Source organism: Rhodococcus sp. IC4_135, assembly GCF_011602025.1.
Classification (GTDB): domain Bacteria; phylum Actinomycetota; class Actinomycetes; order Mycobacteriales; family Mycobacteriaceae; genus Rhodococcus_F; species Rhodococcus_F baikonurensis.
Map to the genome: position 1 here is coordinate 241,190 of NZ_JAAOLG010000001.1, position 22,880 is coordinate 264,069.

At 62.3% G+C, this 22,880-nt stretch carries 24 protein-coding genes; 12 read left to right on the forward strand and 12 right to left on the reverse strand.

Annotated elements, in window-relative coordinates; genetic code table 11:
* Window positions 1–18: 18 nt before the first annotated feature.
* Genes G8767_RS01210 through G8767_RS01225 form a run of 4 tightly spaced genes read right to left on the reverse strand, consistent with a single transcriptional unit; the run spans window position 19 to window position 3,571 of the window.
* Window positions 19–534 carry a nuclear transport factor 2 family protein gene (locus G8767_RS01210; RefSeq protein WP_166809117.1) on the reverse strand — a complete coding sequence of 172 codons (516 nt, stop codon included), beginning with the start codon at window positions 532–534 and terminating at the stop codon, window positions 19–21.
* 1 nt (window position 535) lies between these two features.
* Window positions 536–1,432 carry a TIGR03619 family F420-dependent LLM class oxidoreductase gene (locus G8767_RS01215; RefSeq protein ID WP_166809118.1) on the reverse strand — a complete coding sequence of 299 codons (897 nt, stop codon included), beginning with the start codon at window positions 1,430–1,432 and terminating at the stop codon, window positions 536–538.
* Between the two features lie 10 nt (window positions 1,433–1,442).
* Window positions 1,443–1,913 carry a nuclear transport factor 2 family protein gene (locus G8767_RS01220; protein ID WP_166809119.1) on the reverse strand — a complete coding sequence of 157 codons (471 nt, stop codon included), beginning with the start codon at window positions 1,911–1,913 and terminating at the stop codon, window positions 1,443–1,445.
* A complete protein-coding gene (locus tag G8767_RS01225) occupies window positions 1,910–3,571 on the reverse strand; it encodes a class I adenylate-forming enzyme family protein (protein WP_166809120.1) in 1,662 nt (553 codons plus the stop codon). Before G8767_RS01225 ends, G8767_RS01220 begins: the two co-directional genes overlap by 4 nt.
* A 182-nt stretch (window positions 3,572–3,753) precedes the next feature.
* Here G8767_RS01225 and G8767_RS01230 point away from each other — a divergent pair, with 182 nt between their 5' ends.
* From G8767_RS01230 to G8767_RS01240, 3 genes are read left to right on the forward strand one after another with little or no spacing between them, the layout of a single operon-like run.
* Window positions 3,754–5,457 (forward strand): AMP-binding protein, encoded by a 1,704-nt coding sequence (locus G8767_RS01230; protein ID WP_124569637.1) that lies wholly within the window; start codon window positions 3,754–3,756, stop codon window positions 5,455–5,457.
* The gene (locus tag G8767_RS01235; RefSeq protein WP_095968479.1) at window positions 5,454–6,284 is read left to right on the forward strand and encodes an SDR family oxidoreductase; all 831 of its coding nucleotides are present in this window, start codon (window positions 5,454–5,456) and stop codon (window positions 6,282–6,284) included. Before G8767_RS01230 ends, G8767_RS01235 begins: the two co-directional genes overlap by 4 nt.
* Complete coding sequence (locus G8767_RS01240; protein WP_095968480.1) at window positions 6,281–7,162, forward strand: LLM class F420-dependent oxidoreductase; 882 nt, start codon at window positions 6,281–6,283, stop codon at window positions 7,160–7,162. The genes G8767_RS01235 and G8767_RS01240 overlap by 4 nt, the downstream gene beginning before the upstream one ends.
* 14 nt (window positions 7,163–7,176) lie before the next feature.
* Here G8767_RS01240 and G8767_RS01245 read toward each other — a convergent pair whose 3' ends face one another.
* Window positions 7,177–8,439 (reverse strand): TetR/AcrR family transcriptional regulator, encoded by a 1,263-nt coding sequence (locus G8767_RS01245; RefSeq protein ID WP_095968481.1) that lies wholly within the window; start codon window positions 8,437–8,439, stop codon window positions 7,177–7,179.
* Window positions 8,440–8,650: 211 nt separating this feature from the next.
* Between G8767_RS01245 and G8767_RS01250 the strand changes: the two genes are divergently transcribed.
* Complete coding sequence (locus tag G8767_RS01250) at window positions 8,651–8,890, forward strand: LuxR C-terminal-related transcriptional regulator (protein WP_095968482.1); 240 nt, start codon at window positions 8,651–8,653, stop codon at window positions 8,888–8,890.
* A 37-nt stretch (window positions 8,891–8,927) separates the two neighbouring features.
* Here the strand turns inward: G8767_RS01250 and G8767_RS01255 are convergent, their stop codons facing one another.
* Both G8767_RS01255 and G8767_RS01260 read right to left on the reverse strand, forming a co-directional pair.
* The gene (locus tag G8767_RS01255) at window positions 8,928–9,491 is read right to left on the reverse strand and encodes a GtrA family protein (RefSeq protein ID WP_095968483.1); all 564 of its coding nucleotides are present in this window, start codon (window positions 9,489–9,491) and stop codon (window positions 8,928–8,930) included.
* A gap of 65 nt (window positions 9,492–9,556) precedes the next feature.
* A complete protein-coding gene (locus tag G8767_RS01260) occupies window positions 9,557–10,912 on the reverse strand; it encodes an enhanced intracellular survival protein Eis (RefSeq protein ID WP_124569639.1) in 1,356 nt (451 codons plus the stop codon).
* Between G8767_RS01260 and G8767_RS01265 the strand changes: the two genes are divergently transcribed.
* Window positions 10,896–12,116, forward strand: a complete 1,221-nt coding sequence (locus tag G8767_RS01265) for a fatty acid desaturase (RefSeq protein ID WP_166809121.1) — start codon at window positions 10,896–10,898, stop codon at window positions 12,114–12,116. The genes G8767_RS01260 and G8767_RS01265 overlap by 17 nt on opposite strands.
* Before the next feature lie 4 nt (window positions 12,117–12,120).
* Here G8767_RS01265 and G8767_RS01270 read toward each other — a convergent pair whose 3' ends face one another.
* The 4 genes from G8767_RS01270 to G8767_RS01285 all read right to left on the reverse strand — a co-directional run bounded on the left by G8767_RS01270 (window position 12,121) and on the right by G8767_RS01285 (window position 15,231).
* Entirely contained in the window at window positions 12,121–12,789 is a 669-nt protein-coding gene (locus G8767_RS01270; protein WP_166809122.1) for a methionine ABC transporter permease, read from the reverse strand.
* Window positions 12,786–13,787 carry an ATP-binding cassette domain-containing protein gene (locus G8767_RS01275; RefSeq protein WP_124569641.1) on the reverse strand — a complete coding sequence of 334 codons (1,002 nt, stop codon included), beginning with the start codon at window positions 13,785–13,787 and terminating at the stop codon, window positions 12,786–12,788. The genes G8767_RS01270 and G8767_RS01275 overlap by 4 nt, the downstream gene beginning before the upstream one ends.
* A gap of 12 nt (window positions 13,788–13,799) precedes the next feature.
* Window positions 13,800–14,657, reverse strand: coding sequence for a MetQ/NlpA family ABC transporter substrate-binding protein (locus G8767_RS01280; protein ID WP_042952942.1), 858 nt, complete (start codon window positions 14,655–14,657; stop codon window positions 13,800–13,802).
* A 115-nt stretch (window positions 14,658–14,772) separates the two neighbouring features.
* Complete coding sequence (locus G8767_RS01285; RefSeq protein ID WP_095968488.1) at window positions 14,773–15,231, reverse strand: nuclear transport factor 2 family protein; 459 nt, start codon at window positions 15,229–15,231, stop codon at window positions 14,773–14,775.
* A gap of 130 nt (window positions 15,232–15,361) precedes the next feature.
* On the opposite strand from G8767_RS01285, the gene G8767_RS01290 reads away from it, so the two are divergent.
* Genes G8767_RS01290 through G8767_RS01315 form a run of 6 tightly spaced genes read left to right on the forward strand, consistent with a single transcriptional unit; the run spans window position 15,362 to window position 21,026 of the window.
* A complete protein-coding gene (locus G8767_RS01290) occupies window positions 15,362–16,528 on the forward strand; it encodes an acyl-CoA dehydrogenase family protein (RefSeq protein WP_003940442.1) in 1,167 nt (388 codons plus the stop codon).
* A complete protein-coding gene (locus G8767_RS01295; RefSeq protein ID WP_095968489.1) occupies window positions 16,525–17,472 on the forward strand; it encodes a MaoC family dehydratase N-terminal domain-containing protein in 948 nt (315 codons plus the stop codon). The genes G8767_RS01290 and G8767_RS01295 overlap by 4 nt, the downstream gene beginning before the upstream one ends.
* Window positions 17,472–18,587, forward strand: a complete 1,116-nt coding sequence (locus G8767_RS01300) for an acyl-CoA dehydrogenase family protein (protein WP_124569644.1) — start codon at window positions 17,472–17,474, stop codon at window positions 18,585–18,587. The genes G8767_RS01295 and G8767_RS01300 overlap by 1 nt, the downstream gene beginning before the upstream one ends.
* A complete protein-coding gene (locus G8767_RS01305; protein ID WP_166809123.1) occupies window positions 18,584–19,012 on the forward strand; it encodes a MaoC family dehydratase in 429 nt (142 codons plus the stop codon). The genes G8767_RS01300 and G8767_RS01305 overlap by 4 nt, the downstream gene beginning before the upstream one ends.
* A complete protein-coding gene (locus G8767_RS01310; protein ID WP_124569645.1) occupies window positions 19,012–20,190 on the forward strand; it encodes a lipid-transfer protein in 1,179 nt (392 codons plus the stop codon). Before G8767_RS01305 ends, G8767_RS01310 begins: the two co-directional genes overlap by 1 nt.
* Window positions 20,191–20,204: 14 nt before the next feature.
* On the forward strand, window positions 20,205–21,026 hold the full coding sequence (locus tag G8767_RS01315) for a MaoC/PaaZ C-terminal domain-containing protein (protein WP_166809124.1): 822 nt from the start codon (window positions 20,205–20,207) through the stop codon (window positions 21,024–21,026).
* Between the two features lie 110 nt (window positions 21,027–21,136).
* On the opposite strand, the gene G8767_RS01320 is transcribed toward G8767_RS01315, so the two are convergent.
* Window positions 21,137–21,913 (reverse strand): SDR family oxidoreductase, encoded by a 777-nt coding sequence (locus tag G8767_RS01320; protein ID WP_124569647.1) that lies wholly within the window; start codon window positions 21,911–21,913, stop codon window positions 21,137–21,139.
* Between the two features lie 199 nt (window positions 21,914–22,112).
* On the opposite strand from G8767_RS01320, the gene G8767_RS01325 reads away from it, so the two are divergent.
* Window positions 22,113–22,874, forward strand: a complete 762-nt coding sequence (locus G8767_RS01325; RefSeq protein WP_166809125.1) for an SDR family oxidoreductase — start codon at window positions 22,113–22,115, stop codon at window positions 22,872–22,874.
* Window positions 22,875–22,880 lie beyond the last annotated feature (6 nt).

Genomic DNA, 22,880 nt, shown 5'->3' on the forward strand with positions numbered 1-22,880 from the left:
TAGTCCGAATCGTGAACCTCAAAGCATTTCAAGGGTTTGGCGTAGTGCTGTCAGCGGATCCGAGGCATCTCGACGCCCACGCGGGCCAGGCCCTTCGGGGTTGACGAAGCGACCCTCGTCCGAGCGGGTCCACTCTCGTACGGCCCATCGCTCCTTGATCGCCCAACGACCGTCGCGTCGCTCCATGTGGTCGATGAATCGCGCACCGCTGGTGAAGTTGACCATCCCGATGCCTTCGGGACCGCCCCAATGTGTGGACATCGAATACGCCTCGCTGATCGCCTGGTCGCCGTGTAGTTCGACCAGGTGGTTGCCGATGTGATGCATCGTGCCGCCGATCGCCGAGAGTTTCGGTGTGACCCAGGCGATGTACTCGTCTATGTTGCCGTCGAAACCGGTGTGGTGGTCGATCGCGTCCGGATGGTAGGCGCTGCGGACGAGATCGAAGTCGAGGCGGTCGATGCCGCGACAGTACGTCAGAACTACCTCACGGATTGCCTGCTTGTCGATGAGATCTTGCAGTGCCCGGTCCATGTCACGCCTCCTTGATGCTGCTCATCCAGTCGAGTAGTTCTGGTAGTTCTTCTGCTGCGCAGTCGAATACGGCAGGTCGAAAGACGACGACGGACGCGCCGCGGTCGAACCAGTCCCGGGCTTTGTCTGCCGTTGCCGAGAGGTCGACGGACCCGTTGTCGCGTCGAATCGGTGCTGCAGATACTTGCACACGTGCGGTATCCGGGTCACGGTCGTGGGCCTCGAACGTGTTGCGCAGCAATGTGACACTGTCGGAGAACGTTCCCAGATCGGTCGGGTTCACGGTCCAACCGTCGGCGACGCGTGCGATGCGGTCGAAGTTCCGCTGACTTGGTCCGAACCCGAAGAGCACTGGTACTCGGGGCTGGATCGGCAGTGGGAGGCTGTGGTAGTTCTCGAAGGCGAAGTCGCGTCCCTTGAAGTTGGCCGGGGCATTGGTCCACAGTTCGCGACACGCTGCGACAGTCTCCTCCATGCGCCCGAATCGCGCATCGAAAGGCATGTTGGTGGCAGTGTATTCGGCTTCTTGCCAACCGACGCCGAAGCCCATCACAGTTCGACCTTCGGACAGTGAGTCGAGTGTGGCAACCTGTTTGGCGAGCAGAGCCGCCGGACGAACAGTGGCGATCAGAACCGACACCCCGAGGCGAGCACGTTCCGTCACTGCAGCGATCGAGGACAGCAATGAAATCGGTTCGTACCAAGGGTGATCCAAGGGGAACAAGAAGTTGTGTTCGACTACCCGCCGAGCGTGTGCGTCGGCATTGAAGCCGAGGTGATCGCCGGTGCAGATCAGATCGACTCCGGCACGGTCAGCGCGCGCGGCGAAGTCCAGAACCGGGCGAATCTTGCCGTCGAACAGGGCCTCGAGGCCCAGAATGTTGACGCCGATTTCCACAGTCGTTCCTCTACAGCGCACGCTTGGCATGAGCGGACATGTCGCCCATGTTGTCCATACAGAAGAGTCTCGAGCTGAACTGCCACGATCCGTCGACGCAGCTGAAACGATCGAAGTAACGCCCCGACAGGATGGGTTGCAGGGCAAGTGTTTCAGTGCCTTGTATGACCGTGATGTACGAGAGCGCCGACGCCGATTCGCCGTCGACTGCGATCCGCGTGTTTGTCAGCAGGTGCTTGGTTCGTGGAATCGGAGGATCGCCGTACATGCGAATGAAGCCACTGCAGGCTGCGAACACGGCATCGGCGTCGGATGAAATGAGCGTGGTGGCAATCCCGTCCGGCCCGCACTGCCCGTAGTCGGACCGGGCGAACAATGCGGCGACTTCACGCAATCTGCCCTGATCGATCAGATGCGTGTACTCGCAGAGCAGGTCACGGATCGCCGACTCGGCGACGATCCGTGACAGCTCCGTGGTCATACGGTGATCTCGCGCCGAACCATCTTGCCGGTTGCGTTGCGAGGCAACAGATCATTGGTGATGCGCCACTTCGACGGCACCTTGAAGTAGGACAGGCGCTCGGCGGCGTAGTCGCGCAACTCGGCCTCCGTGGTGTCCGCTCCGGGACGCAGGACCACCACGGCGGACACTTCCTGGCCGAGGTCGGGGTGCGGCATGCCGATGACAGCGCACTCGATCACGTCGGGGTGTTCGTCGAGCGTCTGCTCGATCTCGGTGGGGTAGACGTTCTCGCCGCCACGCAGGATCAGGTCGGAACGACGGCCCGTGAGACGGAGACGACCGTTCTCGATGACGCCGAAATCGCCGGTGCGGAGCCAGCGTCCGGGTGCGATTGCAGACTCGGTGGCCTCGTCGTTCTCCCAATATCCGAGCATGACGAACGGACTGCGTACGCACACTTCACCTTCGATGCCGTCCGGCAGCCACTCGCCGAAGGGATCGCGAATCTCCATCGAGACGGTGATGATCGGACGTCCGAGAGTGCCTGGGAACTCTTCGAGTTCGGCGCCGACGGCGACTGCGATGGCGGTGCTGCATTCGGTGAGACCGTAGCTGTCGACCAGAGCATTGCGTGCGAACGGCACCTGCTCCTTGAGTCGTTCCTTGAAAGCGGGTGACGACGGCGCCGACGCCAGCGAGAATGCAGTCAGCGAGGAGACGTCGTACTTGGCGATGTTGCCGTGTTCGAGTAGACGCGACGCCATCGTCGGCACCGCACCCCAGTTGGTGACGCGCTCGCGTTCGACCAATCCGAGAACCTTGTCGACGTCGAAGCCGCCCTCGGTCAGGATGACGGCACTGCCCGTCGCGAGACGGGGGACCACCAGGTTGTGCAGGCTGGCGATGTGGAAGAGCGGGGAGGTGAGTAGATAACGCAGTGGGCTCGGCTTGGAAGCGTCGTACTCACGGCCGGTGAATGCTGCGCCGATCGCGTCGCTGTACTTGTGGTAGTCGACGACGGCCATCACGTTGCGGTGCGAGTGGAGTGCGCCCTTGGGGCGGCCGCTGGTACCACTGGTGAACAGGATGACGGCGGGATCGTCCTCGTCGATGTCGGTGCTCGGCACGTCGGAGCCTGCATATTCCGCGATGAGCGCGGGCAGATCCTCCTCCATGGTGAGGACCGTGATGTCTGCCGGCAGTTCGGGGAGGGCGGCGCCGCGCTTGGCGTCCACGACCAGAACCTTCGGACGTGAGAGCTCGATCCCGTGGGCGACCTCGCGCGGAACCCACCAACCGTTGAGACCGACAGCGATCGCGCCGAGCGCCTGCGTCGCGAAGAACGTCATGACCCATTCGGGAGTGTTGGCAGCGAGGATGCCCACACGGTCGCCCTTGCGGACGCCGTACTTGTCCCGCAGAGCAGTTGCCAGCGCGGCGACGGAATCGGCGTGCTCGGTGAACGAGATTCGACGATCGCTGGTGACGAGATAGTCGCCGTCGCCCCAGGCGCGAGATGCCGAGATGAGTTCACCGATGGCGTGACCACGGTTCTTCATCACGGGCATGACGGTGCCGAGAACCTCTTCTTCGACGATCTCGAATGGCCCACCTGGACCGGTGAGGCGTGAGACCGCCTGGTCCAGAAGCAACTGCGGATCTGCGGGGGCAGTCATGGAATGGCCTTTCGTATTGTGGCGCTTTTCACGTCACAAAATCTCACGAGAAAATCATATCTGTGGCGGCGGTTACCACTGAGCGAGACTGAGACGGTTCCGGCTTTGAGGCGTCGATACGTTCGAGTCGTATCGCAGTTGGAGTAATCGACATTCCGATATCGACTAGGACACAGGACACGATGACGAACACCGCCACCGAAGCATCTTCGAATGCAGCTCTTGCAGCTCCTCAGCGCGAGGACGTCGCGCAGATGTTGATCGACCGTCTTGGTGATCAGCACCTGGGTCTGCGGACGCGGACGCAGGACTGGAGCTGGGACGAAGTGGTGCGCGAGAGCGCAGCGCGTGGCTCGCTTGCGAAGTCGCTTCGCGCGCCTGGACCGTTTCACATCGGAGTCCTTCTCGAGAACGATCCCGAGTTCCTGTTCTGGCTCGGCGGCGCGGCCCTGACCGGAGCCACGATCGTCGGCATCAATCCGACCAGGCGTGGAGCCGAGCTCGAGGCAGAGGTCCGGTACGTCGACTGCCAGCTGATCGTCACCGACAAAGCGGGCTACGAGAAGTTGTCCGGCCTTGACCTCGGACTGACCGAAGACCGTTTCGTGCTCGTCGACGACGCGTCCTACCCGGACAAGATTGCAACGCATCACGTCGAATCGCCTCAGATCGACCTCGGCGTCGACGCGTCGACCCTGTTCCTGCTTCTCTTCACCTCGGGTACCACCGGAATGTCCAAGGCAGTGCGGTGCAGCCAGGGGCGTCTGACACGGTTGGCCTACGCGAACTGCGCCAAGTACGACATCGACCGCGACGATGTCTGCTATTGCTGCATGCCGCTCTTCCACGGCAACGCGCTGATGGCCCTGTGGGCGCCAGCCCTTTCACAAGGAGCCACCGTCTGCCTCGTCCGCAAGTTCACCGCTTCGGGCTTCATGCCGGACGTTCGGTTCTACGGCGCAACCTATTTCACCTACGTCGGTAAGGCCTTGGGGTATCTCATGGCGACGGCAGAACAACCGGACGACATCGAGAACACCCTCACACACGGATTCGGGACCGAGGCCTCACCGGGGGACAAGGCAGAATTCATCCGCCGTTTCGGTGCACAACTTTTCGAGGGATACGGCTCGAGTGAAGGTGCCGGTTCGGTGGTGCTCGATCCGAACCAACCGGCCGGAGCGCTGGGCCGACCCGCGAACGAGAACATCGTCATCGTCGATCCCGACACCCGCGAAGAGCGCCCCCGCGCGATCCTCGACGAGCACGGTCACGTGCTCAACCCCGACGAATCGATCGGCGAGATGGTCGACAAGGCCGGATCGAAGAAGTTCGAGGGGTACTACAAGAACGAAGACGCCATCGCGGAGAAGATTCGCCACGGTTGGTATTGGACAGGCGATCTCGGCTACGTCGACGAGGCCGGCTTCATCTACTTCGCCGGACGCAAGGGTGACTGGATCCGGGTCGACGGTGAGAACACCTCGGCGCTGATGATCGAGCACATCCTGCGTCGTCATCCCAAGGTGATTGCCACGGGTGTCTTCGCGGTGCCGGATCCGCGTTCGGGTGATCAGGTGATGGCTGCGATCGAGGTTGCCGATCTCGCCGATTTCGATCCGGTCGAGTTCGCTGACTACCTTGCCGCGCAGGCGGATTTGGGTACCAAGGCGGCGCCACGATTTGTTCGCGTTTCGACCGACCTGCCCGTCACGGGCTCCAACAAGGTTCTCAAACGTGAGCTTCAGGCCGATCGCTGGCGTACCGACGAGCCGGTGTTCCACTGGGTGGGCCGCGGCACTCCCGAATACACGTTGATGACCGAAACTGACGTGGTGAATCTGGAGAAGGAGTTCGAGACACACGGCCGTTCGCGGTTCCTGTGAGTGGAGTTGCGCTGGTCACCGGCGCTTCCCGGGGGATCGGCCGAGAGTGCGCGCTTGCATTCGCGCGCGCCGGATTCGACGTAGCAATCACTGCTCGCACCGTTCGTGAAGGAGAGGGGCGGGCAGCCCCGCGAACCAGGCAAGGCGAGCAAGTGATTCCGGTGCCCGGCAGCCTGGAGACGACGGTTGCCGAGATCGAGTCCTTCGGTGTGCGCGCATTGGCCGTTCCGATGAACCTGCTCGATCTGACATCCGTCCGCGGCGCCGGTGAACGGGTGCTGGCAGAGTGGGGACATGTCGACGTGCTGGTGAACAACGCCTACGCGCAGACGGTCGGGAACATGGACCGGGTGCTCGACATCGAGATCGACGACGCTCAGGCGATGGTGATCGGAAATTATCTGCACCAACTCGCTCTGGTTCAGGTGATACTCCCGTCGATGATCAAGCGGGGCAACGGCGTAGTGGTCAACCTGGCATCGGGTTCGGCGACCATGGATCCGCCTGCGCCGCCCGGCGAGGGTGGTTGGGGTTTGTCGTACGCCGCGTCGAAGGCGTCGTTCGGACGTATCGCCGGAGCGATCAACTCCGAGTATCGAAACGCCGGAATCAAAGCGTTCAACCTGAGTCCGGGATTTGTCATCACGGAATCAGGTAAAGCCCGCGGTGGCGCGGAAGCAATAGTGGAAGCCGGATTTGCGGCCACACCGGCATCCGTACCCGCTGCAGCGGCGGTGTGGCTTGCAACAGATCCCGATGCGGACCGGTTCGTCGGTCGCGTCGTGGACGGTCCGAAATTGATGGCGACACTGGAGGAAACGGTATGAAGCTCGGCGTGGTCGTTCCGGTCGAACTGGGTCGAAGCGGAGACCCTGATTGGATTCTGCAATTCGCCCGTGCGGCTGAATCGCTGGGTTTCGACGAGATCTCGGCAGTGGAGCACTCGGTGGTCATCGCCGACACCGAGAGTGAATACCCCTATTCTCCGACCGGCAAATCGCATCTTCCCGATGACTGCGACATCCCGGATCCGCTTGAACTGCTCTCGTTCGTGGCGGGTGCGACAACCACGTTGGGCTTGTCCACTGGAGTTCTGGTGCTGCCAAATCACAATCCGGTAGTGCTCGCCAAGCGATTGGCGACGCTCGATCGCCTTTCGGGTGGGCGATTGCGCATCTGCCTCGGTCTGGGGTGGATGAAGGAAGAGATCGAAGCGTGCGGCGGTGACTTCGAGCGCCGCGGCAAGGTAGCCGATGAGGCCATCGCGGTGATGCGTGCACTCTGGGTGGGCAAGGAAGCAGTCGATTTCGACGGCGATTACTTCTCGTTCAAGGGTGCGTACAGCTGGCCGAAACCTCATCGCGAGTCCGGAGTTCCGCTCTACATCGGTGGACACAGTCTTGCTGCTGCTCGGCGTGCCGGCCGGTTGGGTGATGGTTTCCAGCCGCTGGGACTCGCCGGTGAAGATCTCGACAAGGCCATTGCAGCGATGAAAGCTGCTGCGGTGAAGGCAGATCGAGATTCTGCCGACGTCTCTCTGGTACTCGGTGCGAGCCTGCCCAGGCTCGACGAAGCGAAACTCGAGTGGGCACGCGGGTTGGGAGCCGATCGAATCGTGTTGTCCGCGAGCCGTCGTGGCACGTCGCTGGAACTGATCATCGACGAAATGGCCGAATGCTCGAAGCGGCTGGGGCTCGTAGCGTAATTCGCCCCGTCTGATCAGGGATGGGCCAGCCCGTTCAGGAGCATCGCGCCGACGAAGGCTGCGTTGTCGGCCGGGCTGTCGGCTCGGCGGGTGAAGCACCGCAATAGGAGGGTGTTGGTTATTCCCGCGGCGATGTCCATCGGAGCACTGATGGTCGACAAGACTCCGTTGTCCTGGCCCCGCTGCACAATCGGCGCGATGATCGAGGGAATGTTGAGTTTCTCTTTGAGTGACAGCAGGCTCTCGGGCTCGCCGTAGGTGTCGTGGGCAACGGCAACCAACAGTGCATCCATGAACTCTGTTTCGTCAGAGGCTAGTTGAGCGCAGCGGAGTAGGAAGTTCTCGATGATCGCGACGTCGCCGAGACCGATCAGGATGTCGTCGGCAACGGTTTCTCGCAGTGAGTCCACTCGGCTCTGAAGGGCTGCCACCAGGATGTGGGGCTTGGTGGGAAACAGTTTGTTCGCAGCGGCGCGGGGGACTGCCGCAGTGTCGGCGATGTCGTTGATCTGCGTCATGAAGTATCCGCGTTTGCCGAATTCGCTACGGGCGGCGGCGAGAAACGCCGCTCGCGGATCACGCGGCAGCGGACGCGTCTCAGCGGGCTGGTCGATGGGACTGACAACGTCATCGAGGTGTTGGTGAAGGCCAGACGTGTCGACGACGGCACCCAATATCGCGAGCAGCGCGTCGGACATGATGTCGGGTGAGACGGAGCGGGAATCGATGCGGCTACGAATGCGGAAGCCGTCGATCACCGCATTGACCGTGACAGCGAAGGTCTTGGTGGTGAACGGCCTTCGGAGTGTTGCGTCGGTTTTCTCGAAGAGGGCCTCGTAGGCCGCGGACACGAGCTCGTCGCGTCGACGATATTCGTTTCCCAGAGCGGTGGAGGTTCGCCGGTGTGAGCCCGCAAAAATGTGTGAGAGAAGACTTCTTGCAGTCGACGCGTCGTTGACGATTGCGTCGAATGCCTCTTTGACGAGAGTGGTGACCGTCGGACGAAGCGCGTCGTCGTTTGCTACCAACTGTGCGCGCACGGTCTGCTTCACTTTGTCGGCGCTGTGCAAGGTCGATTCGGTGAGGCTGGTGATCACGGCCTCGATGAATTCGGATTTGGTTCGGAACTTGCGAAAGAACGTGGCCTGCGATGCACCGGCTTGGTTGACGACCTGTTCGCTCCGAAGTCCGCGTTCGAGAATGTCTCGAGGGGCCTCGACGAGCGTCGTCACGCCTGCATCGACGAATTGCATGGTGGACGCGTCGCGGTCAGTCATCGTCGGTCCTTCGCTCGTTCGACAGGCTCTCCCCGCGCATTACGGGCAAACAAGACTCTACCGAGGTCAAGGCCTGCTCGAGTGGTGTTCTGAGAGTGTTCACTCTCGCTCGAGAGTTATCCCAGTCAACAAACGGAGTGACCCCGCGACCACGCTCCGTTTCCATGGGAGTTCGACCGCGCTGAAAGCCTGGAAGTAAGGGACACCACCGATGAAGACTGCCGACTCACCCAGCCTCAGTAGGCGTGAAGTACAGGTGCTGTTGACCTGGATTCGCTGCGACTCGAAAGCCGAAGTCTCCCGTGAGTTGTACATCGCGGAGGGAACGGTGAATACGCACCTCGCCCGTATTCGAGGGAAGTACGACGGAGTTGGCCGGACAGCCCCGACGAAGATGGCACTGCTTGCACGCGCCCTTCAGGACGGGCTGATCGGTATCGACGAACTCTGATCGAAGCGCGAGCGATCGGGTGCGTCGATCCTGAAAGTCAGTCGAGGGCGGTGGCGTCGGTTGTCGGTGTCTTGGTGCCGGGAGTCGCTTCGATGTCGAGAACGACCTGGCTGTCGGTGGCTTCTTCGGGGAAGACGTACCGACGCATGGCCCACCAGCGGAAGGCCGTGGCCAGCAGGGTTCCGATGATCGATCCGCTGATGAAGTCCGCGAAGTTCTCCATGAAGAGGGAGACGTTGGGCTGGCGCAGGTGGAACACGTAGCTGGAGATCCACAGCGGAACCTGGTTGATGGCCAAACCGATACCCGCGACGATGAAGAACAGCGCGGCCTCGTGATGGCGCTGTCTACCACCACGCTGAGCAAACGACCATTCGCGGTTGAGCACGTAGGACAGAACCGTCGCGATGAGGACTGCGAGGATGTTGGCCGTCACCGGGTGCTGAGGCAGGACCGTCCACTTGATACCGAAGAACAGAACCGTGGTGACGATGAAGGCGATGCCGCCGACCACCAGGAACTTGAGCATTTCTGCGTGCGGCAGGACGCGCACGAGGACCCGCTCAGGAAGCCTATTGACCATCTTTCCGACAAACGCCATTGTTCGAGGCTAACCCTGAATACGGCCGACGGCACAAATCGTCCACCCACGTGTCGGCAAGATCATCAGAATCCGTACCCGAGAATTGCGGGCTTCTGCGCGTTGAAAGCGAAGTCGAAATTCCGGATCTCCTGCGGATCGGACGCGTGGAGCCGGTGCGCCGCCGCGAAGGACTTGGCCTGGTGCTCGCCCAGGTACAAGCTGCTCAGAACATCAGAGGGCATCGTGATCGCAGGCTCCGCGTCAGTGACCGTACAGGTGGCCTTGCCGCCCTTGACCTGAAGCGCGAAAGTTCCGCCGGCCTTCAGGAACGGATCGTCGACCTTGATGACTGTGTCCAGGTCAGCAGCATATTCACGAGCCTCGAGAGCCGCGGGCACGTTCATGATGCGCAGCCACAGTCGATCGGAGCGCGTCGTCGTCCGGGCAAGGCGGTAGTCCGTGAGCATCAGCCGGAGTGGATCGGCAGGATGCTGGCGTGTCTCGATCCGGGTAACGAGGTCGAGGCCGCAGATCGTTCGCCACAGCGCCGCGTGCGCATCTTCGGTGATCGTCACGAACTCGTCGATCCGGGCGATGCTGTCGCGGCCCTCGCTCGTGTGCCGGTAAGCGATGTATCCGTCCGCGTGTGTCAGAAAGAACAGTCCGGAGGCGCCGTCACGATCCTCGGACGGGTCGGCGAACATATGGTCCCAGAGCGGTTGCGGACGCACTTGAGCGCCGGGTGTCTGCAGCCGCCAGCGGTCGTAGATCTCGGGTAGAAGCGTCGAGGCAGCTTTGATGTCGACGATGGACACGCCACCGTTGTCGGGCACCTCGGGGCGGAACCGCGCGAAGCGGCGATCGAGGGTGATGCCCTCGCTGAAGGTGGCGGGGCCGTATCCGAAGCGGTTGTAGATGCCGGCTTCGCTGGCCGTCAGGGCGGCCAGTGGTGCTCCGGTCGACTCGATGTGGGCGTGAAGTGCAGTGAACATCGAGCGTAGGACGCCACGACGACGGTGAGTCGGGGCGACGGATACCCAGGTGATTCCGCGCGTGGGGAGTTGGCGTCCGCCGGGCACGGTGAATTCCATGTCGATTTCGATGGCCACGCCGACGGGTAGGTCACCGTCGACGGCGAGGATGATGTCCTCGGGCTTGTAGAGAGCCTTCGTCAGTTCGCTGACCGCGGGAGACGGGTGAAAACCGAACCCCACCGAGTCGAGTAGTTGGAGAGCCGGCCAGTCACTCTCGGTAGCGGTGCGGATGGTGATCTTGTTTTCGGGGCTCACGTATATCGACTCTGGCATAGATTGCGTGAAGACGCACATGAATATCGGGGCTGACGTTTCCTCACCGGCTCCCAGGGGTACCGCCCGACGGACCAGTCCTGCGGCACGGAGAAAACCGATACGGAGAAACACTGTGGCGATCACCGACATCAAGGAATATGCCCATCTGACCGAGGAAGACGTCGAGGCGCTCGGGCGCGAGCTGGATGCCATTCGGCTCGACATCGAGGAGAAGCGCGGCGCGCACGATGCTCGATACATCCAGCGAACGATCGCGTTTCAACGCTCATTGATGGTGGCCGGCCGCATCGTCTTGTTCGCCAGCAAGAAGAAGCCTGCCTGGATTCTGGGGACTGCGCTCCTGGGGGCCGGCAAGATCATCGAGAACATGGAACTCGGCCACAACATCATCCACGGTCAGTGGGACTGGATGAACGATCCCGAGATTCACTCGAGCAGCTGGGAGTGGGACAACACCTGCCCGTCCTCGGGATGGAAGCACTCGCACAACTTCACTCATCACAAGTTCACCAACATCGTCGGCCTCGACAACGACGTGGGTTACGGAATCATGCGCGTCACCCGTGATCAGAAGTGGCACGCCGACTATCTCTTTCAACCGATCACGAATTTCGTTCTCGCGACACTGTTCGAGTGGGGCGTGGCACTGCATCACCTGGAAACGGACAAACTCCGCAAGGGTGAGGTGAAGTGGTCCGAGAAATCGGAGATGGCCAAGGACGTCGGAAAGAAGATCGCGCGGCAGGTGACGAAGGATTACATCCTGTTCCCCGCTCTGACCGGTCCGGCGTGGAAGACCACGTTGACGGCCAACGTCGTTGCAAATCTCATCCGCAACTATTGGAGTTACGCCGTCATCTTCTGCGGGCACTTCCCAGACGGTGCCGAGAAGTTCACGCTCGAGGAATTCGAGAACGAATCGCGCGCTCAGTGGTATCTGCGACAGATGCTGGGGTCAGCCAACTTTCACGCCGGTCCGGTCATGGCATTCATGAGCGGCAACCTCTGCTACCAGATCGAGCACCACTGCTTCCCCGACTTGCCGAGCAACCGGTACTCGGAAATCGCTGTGCCGCTGCGCGACCTGTGCGACAAGTACGACCTCCCGTACACCACCGGCCCGTTGTGGAAGCAGTACGGATTGACGCTGCGGACAATCTGGAAGTTGTCTCTGCCCAACAGGTTTCTCTCCGCGTCTCAGGACGATGCTCCGGAGACGCATTCGGAGTTGAAGTTCCGCATCCGCGGCGGAATCAAGGAAGTCTTCGGTGTCGATCCGCAGACAGGTAAGCGGCGCGGCCTGCGAACTGCGATCGCGATGGTCTCGAGCTGAACGGTTACCGCTTGTGCGCCATTGAACGAACTACGAGATCGCCGGTCGACTGGATTGCCTGGACCAGCACGATCAAGATCACGACTGCGACGAACAGCACCGGGGTGTTGAATCGTTGGTAGCCGTACTTGATCGCGAAGTCGCCGAGACCACCGGCGCCGATGGCGCCTGCCATGGCCGAGAAACCGATCAGCATCACCGCCGTCAGGGTTGCTCCGGCTACCAAGCCCGGAACCGATTCGGGCAGTAGTACTTTGACGACGATGTCCTTGTCGGTAGCGCCCATGGACCGTGCGGCCTCGACGCGTCCGGAATCGACTTCACGCAGAGCGTTCTCGACGACGCGCGCGAAGAATGGCACCGAGCCGATGGTCAGCGGCACGATAGCTGCCGTGGCACCGAGCGCTGTCCCGACGATCGCCCTCGTCGCCGGGATGAGCAGAACCAACAAGATGACGAACGGCAGCGAACGGCCGATGTTCACCACGGTGCCCAGTACCGAATTGAGGACGCGGTTGGGACGGATTCCGTCGGGCGCGCTCGCGTGCAACAGAACGCCGAGGGCGATACCGATGATCACGGTGAGCACGAACGAGACGCCGACCATGTAGAGCGTGTCGAGTAGGGCTTCCCACGCTTCGCCGAGGGAATCCTGCCAGGACGTCTTGTTCATGAGAACGTCACCTTCACTCCGCGCTGCGAAAGATGTTCTTCGACAGCCTTTCTTGTCTCTTCGTCGCTGACGAGTCCCGTGTGCGAGGCGAACTCCACGCGAAGACGGCCGACCTGATGGGCTCCGATGTCCTCGATCCCGCCGGAGATCACGGTGACGTCGACGTCGAGATCCCGTGAGAGTTGGGAAATCACGGGCGAGGTCGACAGTGAATCGACAAAGGTGAGGAGCGCCGGAATTCCGGTCCGGGATGTTCGCACCGTTCCGGTCGGCAGCAGTGCTTCACCGAGAGGCGAGTCCGGGTCCGCGACCAGTTCGGTGAGAGTTCCCTCGTCGACGATGCGTCCCTGATCGATCAGAGCAGCGCGATGGCAGATCCGTCGAACCACGTTGAGCTCGTGGGTGATCAGAACAATGGTGACACCGAGTCGTCGATTGAGGTCGGCGAGCAGGTCGAGGATCGAGTCGGTCGTGTCCGAGTCGAGGGCGCTCGTGGCCTCGTCGCACAGGAGGACATCGGGTGAAGCCGCCAAGGCTCTCGCGATGCCGACGCGTTGTTTCTGGCCACCGGACAGTTGCGAAGGGAACGCGTCGCGTCGGTCTTCCAGACCGACCAGCTCGATCAGTTCGTCGACGCGGGCACGTCGATCTGCCCGCGAATACCCCGCCACTTCGAGAGGAAACGCGATGTTGGCGGCGACGGAGCGGGAATGCAGCAGATTGAAATGCTGGAACACGACACCGATCCGCTTGCGTGCATCGCGCAATTGCGCCGGGCTCAGCGCAGTCAGATCGGTGTCGCCCAGCAGAATCCGGCCGCTGGTGGGGCGTTCGAGCAGGTTGAGGCAGCGCAGCAGAGTGGACTTGCCGGCGCCGCTCTTGCCGATAATGCCGAAGATTTCGCCGTCTTCGATTTTCAGGGACACGGAATCGAGTGCATGCAGAACTTTCGTGCCGCTGCGGTATTCCTTGGAGACCGATTCGATCGAGAAGACCATGACGGGTCTCGATCAGGTGGCGCTGGCCGGAATGACCGAGCCCTGGTAGGTCTGCTCGATGAATGTCGCGACGTCGGTGGACGTCAATGCCTCAGCCAACTTCTGCACTCGCGCATCGTTTTCGAGGGAGGTACGAACCGTCAGGACGTTGGCGTACGGGTTGCCTTCGGCCTTCTCGAGCACCAGTGCGTCCTTGGCCGGATTGAGCCCGCCTTCGATTGCGTAGTTGCCGTTGATGATTGCGAGATCGACGTTTCCGTCATCGAGCGTGCGCGGAAGCTGCGGGGGATCGACCTGGGTGAACGTGAGCCCCTTGGGGTTGTCGATGATGTTCTTCTCGCTGATCTGGGTGATGTCGGTGCCGGGGGCACCCAACTGCTGATCGAGCTTGATCAATCCGGCCTGCTGCAACAGGTACAACCCACGGGCGAAGTTCGTCACGTTGTTGGACAAAGCGACCGTTGCGCCCTGGCGTAGGTCGGCCACGTTGGTGACCTTCTTGGAATATGCACCGAGGGGCTCGACGTGGACCTTCGCCACGGCGACCAGGTCGTCGACACCCTTCTCCTTCGACCACGATTCCTGGTACGGCACGTGCTGGAAGAAGTTGGCGTCGGTGTCTCCGGCTTCGAGCACCTCGTTGGCGTCGAGATCGCCGGTGATCTCGCTGACCTCGATCTTGGTGTCGCCGAGCAGGCCCTTTTCTTCGACGAACTTCAGGATCTCGGCATGCGGAACAGAAGAAGCGACGATGCGAAGGGGTGCGTTCTCGTCGGAGGAGTTGTCGCTCGAGCACGCTGCGACGGTTCCGACTGCGACGGCGGCCACTGCGAAGGCAGCGAGGAATCTTCTGGTGCGCGAGCGTGACATGTGAATCTCCAAGACATAGCCGAACGCCACGCCGAGATGGCGTGACAGTTCGTGAACGCTAGCCCGGTAATCCTCCTGTGAGGAGATACAGAATCACCGCGATTTTTTCATCTACCTATTGTCCGAGGAGGATGACCGGAACGTCCTCCGCGAAATCGACCACCAATTCGCGACGCGAGAACAGCCAGGTGCCGTCGACCTTTTCGAAGCTGTCCTGATAACGGATCTCGATCCGGTTGTCCCGGTGGCCCTCGCCCCGCGGATAGATGTGGTGGGCGGAGCAGTAGGCCTCACCGTGCGCGGTGGTGGGGCTGTCGAGGTCGAGGATCTGCTGCTCGACGATGTGCCGGGTCGAGTGCAGATGTGAGACGGCATCGACCACTGAACTGCTGACAACGGAGTTCCCACGTATCTCCGTCGGTGCATCCGTTCCGTTCAATGCCGGCGGCAAGACGAATGCCACGTCGTCGGTGAAGAGAGCCGCAAGTGCGGTGGTGTTTCGGCGGTCGACGGCCTGTGCGTACCTGGCGGCCAAGTCGGTGAGAGCGACGCGATCCGATGAGTCCATGCGCATATCTCACCTTATGTGACGCCGCTCATGTTTCGGCTTCCCGCTCAACGAGACATTCACAGCGCCCACCTGGGCATCTGGTTAGCGTCCAGGCCAAGAGTTGCCAGCCATGAATGCCATAGGAGAAACAGCGATGGATCTGAGGGAATCGCCCGAGCAGCAGGAGCTCCGCAAGGAGTTGCGCGCGTATTTCGCGGCGCTGCTGCCGGAAGAGAAGCGTCGCGCGGCCGGCGAGCAAGGTGTGGGCGGCGAGTACTTCCGCGAGATCGTGAAGTTGCTGGGTAAGGACGGCTGGCTCGGCATCGGCTGGCCCAAGGAATTCGGTGGCCAGGGACGCTCCATCGAAGAGCAGTTCGTGTTCTTCGACGAGGTTCAGCGCGCAGGTCTGCCGTTCCCCTTCGTGACGGTCAATACCGTCGGACCGACGTTGATGAAGTACGGCACCGAAGAGCAGAAGGAACGATTCCTGCCCGGCATTCTGGCCGGCGACATCGTTTTCGCCATCGGATACACCGAGCCCGAGGCCGGAACGGACTTGGCTTCGCTCAAGACCCGTGCGGTCCTCGACGGTGACGAGTGGATCGTCGACGGCAACAAGATCTTCACCAGTGGCGCCAACACCGCCGACTACGTGTGGCTGGCGTGCCGCACCGACGCGGATGCCCCAAAGCACAAGGGCATCTCGATCCTGATCGTCCCCACCGAGGACGCAGGCTTCGAGTGGTCACCGATCAACACCGTCGGCGGCTTGATGGTGACGTCCACGTACTACTCCGGCATTCGTGTTCCGTCGAAAGACGTCGTCGGCGAGGTCAACGGCGGCTGGCAGCTCATCACGGCTCAGCTCAATCACGAGCGAATCGGCTTGGCAGCGATCGGTGGGCGTACTTACGGTCTGTGGAACCTGGTCCTGGACTGGGCCAAGGAAAATGGCGCCATCGACATCCCATGGGTGCAGCAGGACTTCGCTCGTACACACGCCAAGCTCGAGGCCATGCGACTGCTGAACTGGAAGATGACGGCAGCCGTCGCGCAGGACACGCTCTCCGGAGCCGACGCCGGTGCCACCAAGACGTACGGCACCGAAACTCACGTCGACGTCTATCGCACCCTCCTCGGAATTCTCGGCTCCGCCGGGCGCATTCGCCCGGAGTCCCCAGGTGCGCTGCTTGCCGGTCAGATCGAACAGATCTCGCGTCAGGGTGTCGTGAACACCTTCGGTGGCGGCGTCAACGAAGTTCTGCGTGACATGGTCGGCACCATCGGCTTGGGACTCGTTCGCGAAAAGAGGGTCAAGTGAGCGACATTTCGGCGCAACTAGACGCCTTTGTCGGCCAGACTCTGGTCCCCACCACCTGGGGGCCCGACGAGGTCAACATCCCCATGATCAGGCATTGGGCCGAGACCATGGGCGATACCAACCCCGTCTACCTCGACGACGAAGCTGCCCGCGCCACCGGACGTGACGGCGTCGTCGCTCCCGCTCAGATGCTCCAGGTCTGGATCATGCGGACGTTCACCGACAAGATGGCGGGCAACGACCCGTCGCAGGTGTGGACCGATCTGATCGCCACTCTCGACGCAGCCGGTTACAGCTCCGTTGTGGCAACCGATTCCGATCAGGAGTTCTTCGCCGAACTGCGGCCAGGAGATCGCGTGAACTACACCGAGGTCATCGAGTCGATTTCGCCGGAGAAGAAGACCGGACTCGGTGTCGGACACTTTGTCACGACGCTCAAGACCTACCGCAACGGTGACGGCGAGGTGGTCGGCACCCAGCGGTGGCGGACGCTGCGGTTCAAGCCTCAAGAAGCTGCTGCACCGGAGGCGCCGCGCGCTCTGCGTCCGCGTCCGGCTCTCAACGCGGACAACGCTTTCTGGTTCGAAGCCGCCAAGGAGCACCGTCTGGTGATCCAGCGCTGCACGTCCTGCAAGACGCTGCGTCATCCCACCGGCCCGATGTGCGGGGAGTGCCAGTCACTCGAGTGGGACACGATCGACGCGTCGGGGCGCGGCACGGTGTACAGCTTCGTGGTCAATCATCATCCCAAGATCGACGCGTTCGACTACCCGCTCGTCGTTGCGGTAATCGAACTCGAAGAGGGAACACGATTGATCGCCAACATGGTGGGTATCGCGCCCGAAGATGTCGTGGTCGACATGCCCGTGGAACTTGACTGGATCGACGCCGACCCGGATCTGACGCTTCCCGCGTTCCGGCCGGCCGTACGCGAGGAGCACTGATGGACTTCAATTTCAGCGAAGAGCAGGAAGCAATTCGCGCACTGGCCGACGAGGTCTTCACCAGCAAGGCAACGATCGAGCGCACCAAGGAGATCGAACTCTCGGCCGAGCGCGTCGACCGTGAACTGTGGCGTGAACTCGCGAGCACCGGGCTGCTCGGCATCGCACTGCCGGAGGAGTTCGGCGGCGGCGGCCTCGGATTGTCGGAGCTGTACGCACTGCTCGAACAGCAGGGACGTCACGTTGCGGCCGTGCCGATCTGGGAGACGACCCTTGCAGCATCGGCTGTCAATGAATTCGGCTCCGATTCCCTTCGCGCCGAGATCCTTCCGAGTGTTGCCGACGGCAGTCGATTCCTGACCATCGGTCTCGAAGAGTTCGGTCCGTACACGGGCGGCGACCCACTGACCACGGCTGAGCAGGACGCCGACGGCAACTGGACCGTGACGGGTGAGAAGGCCGTAGTGCCGATGACTCACGTCGCGAACCTTGCTCTCGTTTCGGCAACCGCTTCCACCGGTACGGCACTGCTGCTGGTGGATCTGAATGCCGAAGGAGTGACGCTCGAACAGACGCAGTCCACCAACTGGGAGATCTGTGCCAACGTCACCTTCGCCGGTGCGCCGGCGCAGCTCATCGGTGCGGCCGACGGTACGACGGTTCCGTGGCTGATCGACCGAGTTCAGCTGGCGTTGGCAGCAATCCAATGGGGTGTCGGATCGGGCGCAGTCGCGCAGGCCGTCACGTACCTGAACGGCCGAAAGCAGTTCGGCCGTCCGCTCGCGACCTTCCAGGCTGTCAATCATCAACTCGCTGACTGCTACATCGATCTCGAAGCGATGCGCGTGACACTGTGGCAGGCCGCCTGGCGCATCTCCGAGGGCCTGGATCTCGGCACCTCGGTACTGGTCGCCAAGTGGTGGGCAACCGACGGCGGACAGCGCGTCGTGCATCGCACCACGCATGTCCACGGCGGCATGGGCGTCGACACCGACTATCCGGTTCACCGTCACCTGCTGTGGGGCAAGCAGATTGCTGCCACCCTCGGCGGTTCCAGCTCCGACCTCGCGCGTCTGGGTGCGCAGCTCGCATCCGGTGTGGAGGTGCTCGCATGACCGTTCTTGCCGGTCGCAGTTGCGCGGACATCATGGTCGGAGAGGCACTGCCCGAGTTGGCGATCCCGCTGACCCGTACGTTGATCGTCGCCACCGCGATCGCCACCCGCGATTTCCAGGACGTGCACCACGACCCGAGCCTGGCTCAGGAGCGCGGCTCCAAGGATGTCTTCATGAACATCCTCACGAGCAACGGTCTCGTCGGCCGGTACGTCACCGACTGGGCTGGATCTGCATCGACCTTGCGCCGCATCGCCATTCGTCTCGGGGCGCCCAACTACCCGGGCGACACCATGACGATGACCGGTGAAGTCGTCTCCAAGGAAGACGGAGTGGTCGTGGTCAAGGTGCAGGGCGCGAACAGCCTGGGGAATCACGCATCCGGCACCGTCGCAGTCGCTTTCAATGAAGAGGGGAGGCCCTGATGGCGATCAGCCCGCTCTCGGGTGCCGCTGCCATCGTCGGCATCGGATCCACCGAGTTCTCGAAGAACTCCGGCCGCACCGAACTGCAGTTGGCGTGTGAGGCCATCATCGCGGCGCTCGCTGACGCCGGTATCGATCCCTCCGAGGTCGACGGTCTGTCCACCTACACGTCGGAGACGAACGGCGAAGCGATCGTGGCTCGCAACTGCGGCCTCGGTGAGCTGAAGTTCTTCTCGCGTATTCACTACGGTGGCGGCGCTGCGTGTGCCACGGTGCAACAGGCTGCTATGGCAGTTGCGACGGGTGTTGCCGACGTCGTGGTCTGCTACCGAGCCTTCAACGAGCGCTCCGGTGTGCGATACGGCCTGGGGCAGCACGATCGACCCATGGACAGCACGGCGGACCGAGCGGCATATGCGTGGATGACTCCTCAGGGATTGTCGACTCCCGCTCAGTGGGTCGCCATGTTCGCCCGTCGATACATGCACCAGTACGGTGCGACGAGTGAGGACTTCGGACGAGTTGCAGTGGTGGCGCGCAAGCACGCCGCCAACAACCCGGCTGCGTGGTTCTACCAGCGCCCGATCACGCTCGAAGATCATCAGAACTCACGCTGGATCGCCGAGCCGCTGCACCTGCTCGACTGCTGCCAAGAGACCGACGGCGGCCAGGCGCTGGTCATCGTCTCTGCCGAGCGCGCAAAGGATCTGGCCAACAAGCCCGTCGTCATCAAGGGCGCCGCTCAGGGCAGTAGCAAGGATCAGCACATGATGACCAGCTACTACCGCCCCGACATCTCCGGTATCCCCGAGATGGGCCTGGTTGCTCGTCAGCTGTACGGCCAGAGCGGCCTGAGCCCCGATGACATCAACGCAGCGATCCTGTACGACCACTTCACCCCGTTGGTGCTTCCGCAGCTCGAAGAACTGGGCTTCTGCAAGCCCGGTGAGGCCAAGGACTTCATCCGTGAAGGCAACCTGGAGATCGGCGGACGCCTGCCGTCCAACACGCACGGTGGTCAGGTGGGCGAGGCATACCTGCACGGCGTCAACGGAATTGCCGAAGGTGTGCGTCTGGTCCGAGGCACATCGACCAATCAACCGGCGGGCGTCGAAAACGTGCTGGTCACAGCCGGAACGGCAGTACCCACCAGCGGTCTCGTTCTCGGCGCTGTTTGAGAGAGGAAATGACAGTGACAACTTCGGAAGCTGCGAAGACCGCCGGTGATTGGCGCGGAGCCGATCTCGGCACCCGTACCGTGTCGTACACCGAGCGCGATGCGATCTTGTACGCACTTGCCGTGGGCGCCAAGGCAACCGAACTGGACCTCGTCTTCGAGGATCAGCTTCGGGTATTGCCGACTTTTGCGCTGACGCTGGCGCAGTGGGCTCCCGACGCTCTGGGCTCGGCTGGCGCCTTCGACACCTCGACGGCATTGCACGGCTCGCAGGAACTGAAAGTACTTGCCCCGCTGCCGCGTAGCGGGGACGTGAGCTTGAAGGCTTCGGTCGGCGAGGTGTGGGACAAGGGTGCAGCAGCGGTGTTCGAGGTGAAGGTCGAGTGCGAATACTTCGTCGCAACCTGGTCACTGTTCGCTCCCGGTGCCGGTGGATTCGGCGGAGAACGTGGACCCTCACGTCCGGCGGAGCCGACTGGCGAGCCCTCGCTCACCGGTGTGCTGACCACCGCGGAGAACCAGACGGCGATGTACCGGCTGCTGGGCGACAAACACCACATCCACATCGATCCCGAGGCTGCGGCGCGGATCAACCAGCCGCGTCCGATCATGCACGGGTTGTGCACGCTGGCCGCCAGCACACTCGAGCTTGCTCGGGTCGCCGGAGTGCATCCGGCTGATCTCGTCAGCCTCGAGGGCCGATTCGCTGCGGCAATCCATCCGGGTGAAGCGCCGTCCATCGTTGCGTGGGGAACTCCCGACGACCTTGCGTTCCAGGTCGTCAAGGGTGATCAGGTGGCGATTTCCGGTGCACGAGTGAGCTTCTCCACTCACTAGCCCCTCCATACTCAACTGCGGGGTGCTTGACCCCTCGTCGCGCCCCGCAGTTGTTCGCACGAAAAAGCAGCCCCTGAGCACATTCGCTCAGGGGCTGCTTTGCGAGTGATTCAGTCCTGATGGGTCGCCATGTAGCGAGCCGGGTATTCGCCGCCGCCGTGAACGGCGATGTCGGCGCCGTTCACGTACGAGGAGAGTGGGCTCGCCAGGAACAGGCAGGAGTTGGCTATATCGGCCGGTACGGCCATACGCTCCATCGGAATGGTCTTGGTGACCGCAGCGCCGCCGTCGGCACCGTAGACCTCGGCGGCAGCCTCCGTACGGATCAAGCCGGTGGTGATGTGGTTGATCCGGACCTTGGGCGCCCATTCGAGGGCCAACGCCTTGGTCAGAACGAGGAGGCCCGCCTTGGCCGCGCTGTACGCCGCGGTTCCGGGCTGCGGGTCGATTGCCGAGACGCTGCCGATGTTGATGATGGCGCCGCCGTCGTCCTGCGTCTGCATGACTGAGTTGGCAGCCTGGGCAACGTTGAAGGGAGCCAACAAGTTCAGTGCCACGATCTTCTCGACGAAGCGGGGCGACACCGTCGCAGCATCGGCGTCAGGGGAGCCGCCGGCGTTGTTGACGAGGACGTCCAGACGGCCGAAGCGCTCGACGGCATCCTGGACGAGGGCTGCGGCGTCGGCGGGATCGCGGACGTCAGTGGCGCGAAAGGCGGCGCTACGACCGTCGGCGGTGGGGAGAGACTCGGGCTCGTTACGGCCACAGACCAGCACGTTCGCGCCCGCGGCGAGGAAGGTTTCGGCGATCACGTAGCCGATGCCTTTGGTGCCACCGGTGACGATCACCGAGCGTCCGCTGAAATCGACGGGGTTGGGCAGTGTCACGGGGGAGCCTTCCTGGTGCGGTGCCGAGCTGAATTGCCGCCCAATGTGATTGACGCGACGTGGTCGCACACCTTAGGGTCAAGCAAGTGCTTGGTTGTTTTGTAGGTCGAGTGTAGACGACAAACGGCGGCAGTCACCAGAATCGACCGGTCCTTCCCGCAAAAGGGACCTCTGCGTCGACAGACATTGGAGTAGTCACATGGGCAAGCTCGAAGGCAAAGTTGCACTCATCACGGGTGCGGGTCAGGGAATCGGGCAGGGGATTGCCCTGGCCTTGGCCAAAGAGGGCGCCGTGATCGCCGTTGCCGGTCGCACCGAATCCAAGTTGCACACCACCTGCGGACTACTCGCTGACATCGGTGCGCGCGGTGAGGCCGTGGTCTGCGACGTCAGCAAGAAGGACGACATCGCGGCGGCCGTGGACAGTACCGTCGAACTGTTCGGCGGAATCGACATCCTGGTCAACAACGCCAACGACTGCAAGCCAGGCCCGCTCTTGAGCGTGCTCGACGAAGACTTCGAGCGTTCCTTCGCGACGGGCCCACTCGCCACCCTGCGCATGATGCAGGCGTCGTACCCGCACATGAACAGTCGTGGTGGTGGCGTCATGATCAACATGGTCACCTCGGCGGCCGTGCGCTGGGATGCCAGCAACTACGGCGCCTACGGTTCTATCAAGGAAGGAATGCGCTCGTTGACCCGCGCCGCGGCCTGCGAGTGGGGCAAGGACAACATTCGAGTTCTCAACGTCGCCCCGCACGCCAAGACTCCCGCGTTGCAGTGGTGGATGGACAAGAATCCGGAAGAGGCGGCGGCATTTGTCGCGGGTATTCCGCTGGGACGAGTCGGAGATCCCGAGACCGACATCGGGCGTGCCGTCGTTTTCCTCGTCAGTGAAGACGCCGGTTACCTCACGGGTGCCACGATCCCACTCGACGGCGGCCAGTCACGCTGGGGCTGACCGCCA

Excerpts from the sequence above, each read along its gene's own strand:
- G8767_RS01305 (WP_166809123.1), top strand. The coding sequence starts at position 18,584 with ATGACCGTTCTTGCCGGTCGCAGTTGCGCGGACATCATGGTCGGAGAG.
- G8767_RS01260 (WP_124569639.1), bottom strand. The coding sequence starts at position 10,912 with ATGTCGGTGATCGCCACAGTGTTTCTCCGTATCGGTTTTCTCCGTGCC.
- G8767_RS01245 (WP_095968481.1), bottom strand. The coding sequence starts at position 8,439 with ATGACTGACCGCGACGCGTCCACCATGCAATTCGTCGATGCAGGCGTG.
- G8767_RS01210 (WP_166809117.1), bottom strand. The coding sequence starts at position 534 with ATGGACCGGGCACTGCAAGATCTCATCGACAAGCAGGCAATCCGTGAG.
- G8767_RS01325 (WP_166809125.1), top strand. The coding sequence starts at position 22,113 with ATGGGCAAGCTCGAAGGCAAAGTTGCACTCATCACGGGTGCGGGTCAG.
- G8767_RS01300 (WP_124569644.1), top strand. The coding sequence starts at position 17,472 with ATGGACTTCAATTTCAGCGAAGAGCAGGAAGCAATTCGCGCACTGGCC.
- G8767_RS01225 (WP_166809120.1), bottom strand. The coding sequence starts at position 3,571 with ATGACTGCCCCCGCAGATCCGCAGTTGCTTCTGGACCAGGCGGTCTCA.
- G8767_RS01275 (WP_124569641.1), bottom strand. The coding sequence starts at position 13,787 with ATGGTCTTCTCGATCGAATCGGTCTCCAAGGAATACCGCAGCGGCACG.
- G8767_RS01250 (WP_095968482.1), top strand. The coding sequence starts at position 8,651 with ATGAAGACTGCCGACTCACCCAGCCTCAGTAGGCGTGAAGTACAGGTG.
- G8767_RS01230 (WP_124569637.1), top strand. The coding sequence starts at position 3,754 with ATGACGAACACCGCCACCGAAGCATCTTCGAATGCAGCTCTTGCAGCT.
- G8767_RS01220 (WP_166809119.1), bottom strand. The coding sequence starts at position 1,913 with ATGACCACGGAGCTGTCACGGATCGTCGCCGAGTCGGCGATCCGTGAC.
- G8767_RS01285 (WP_095968488.1), bottom strand. The coding sequence starts at position 15,231 with ATGCGCATGGACTCATCGGATCGCGTCGCTCTCACCGACTTGGCCGCC.
- G8767_RS01270 (WP_166809122.1), bottom strand. The coding sequence starts at position 12,789 with ATGAACAAGACGTCCTGGCAGGATTCCCTCGGCGAAGCGTGGGAAGCC.
- G8767_RS01290 (WP_003940442.1), top strand. The coding sequence starts at position 15,362 with ATGGATCTGAGGGAATCGCCCGAGCAGCAGGAGCTCCGCAAGGAGTTG.
- G8767_RS01255 (WP_095968483.1), bottom strand. The coding sequence starts at position 9,491 with ATGGCGTTTGTCGGAAAGATGGTCAATAGGCTTCCTGAGCGGGTCCTC.
- G8767_RS01310 (WP_124569645.1), top strand. The coding sequence starts at position 19,012 with ATGGCGATCAGCCCGCTCTCGGGTGCCGCTGCCATCGTCGGCATCGGA.
- G8767_RS01280 (WP_042952942.1), bottom strand. The coding sequence starts at position 14,657 with ATGTCACGCTCGCGCACCAGAAGATTCCTCGCTGCCTTCGCAGTGGCC.
- G8767_RS01240 (WP_095968480.1), top strand. The coding sequence starts at position 6,281 with ATGAAGCTCGGCGTGGTCGTTCCGGTCGAACTGGGTCGAAGCGGAGAC.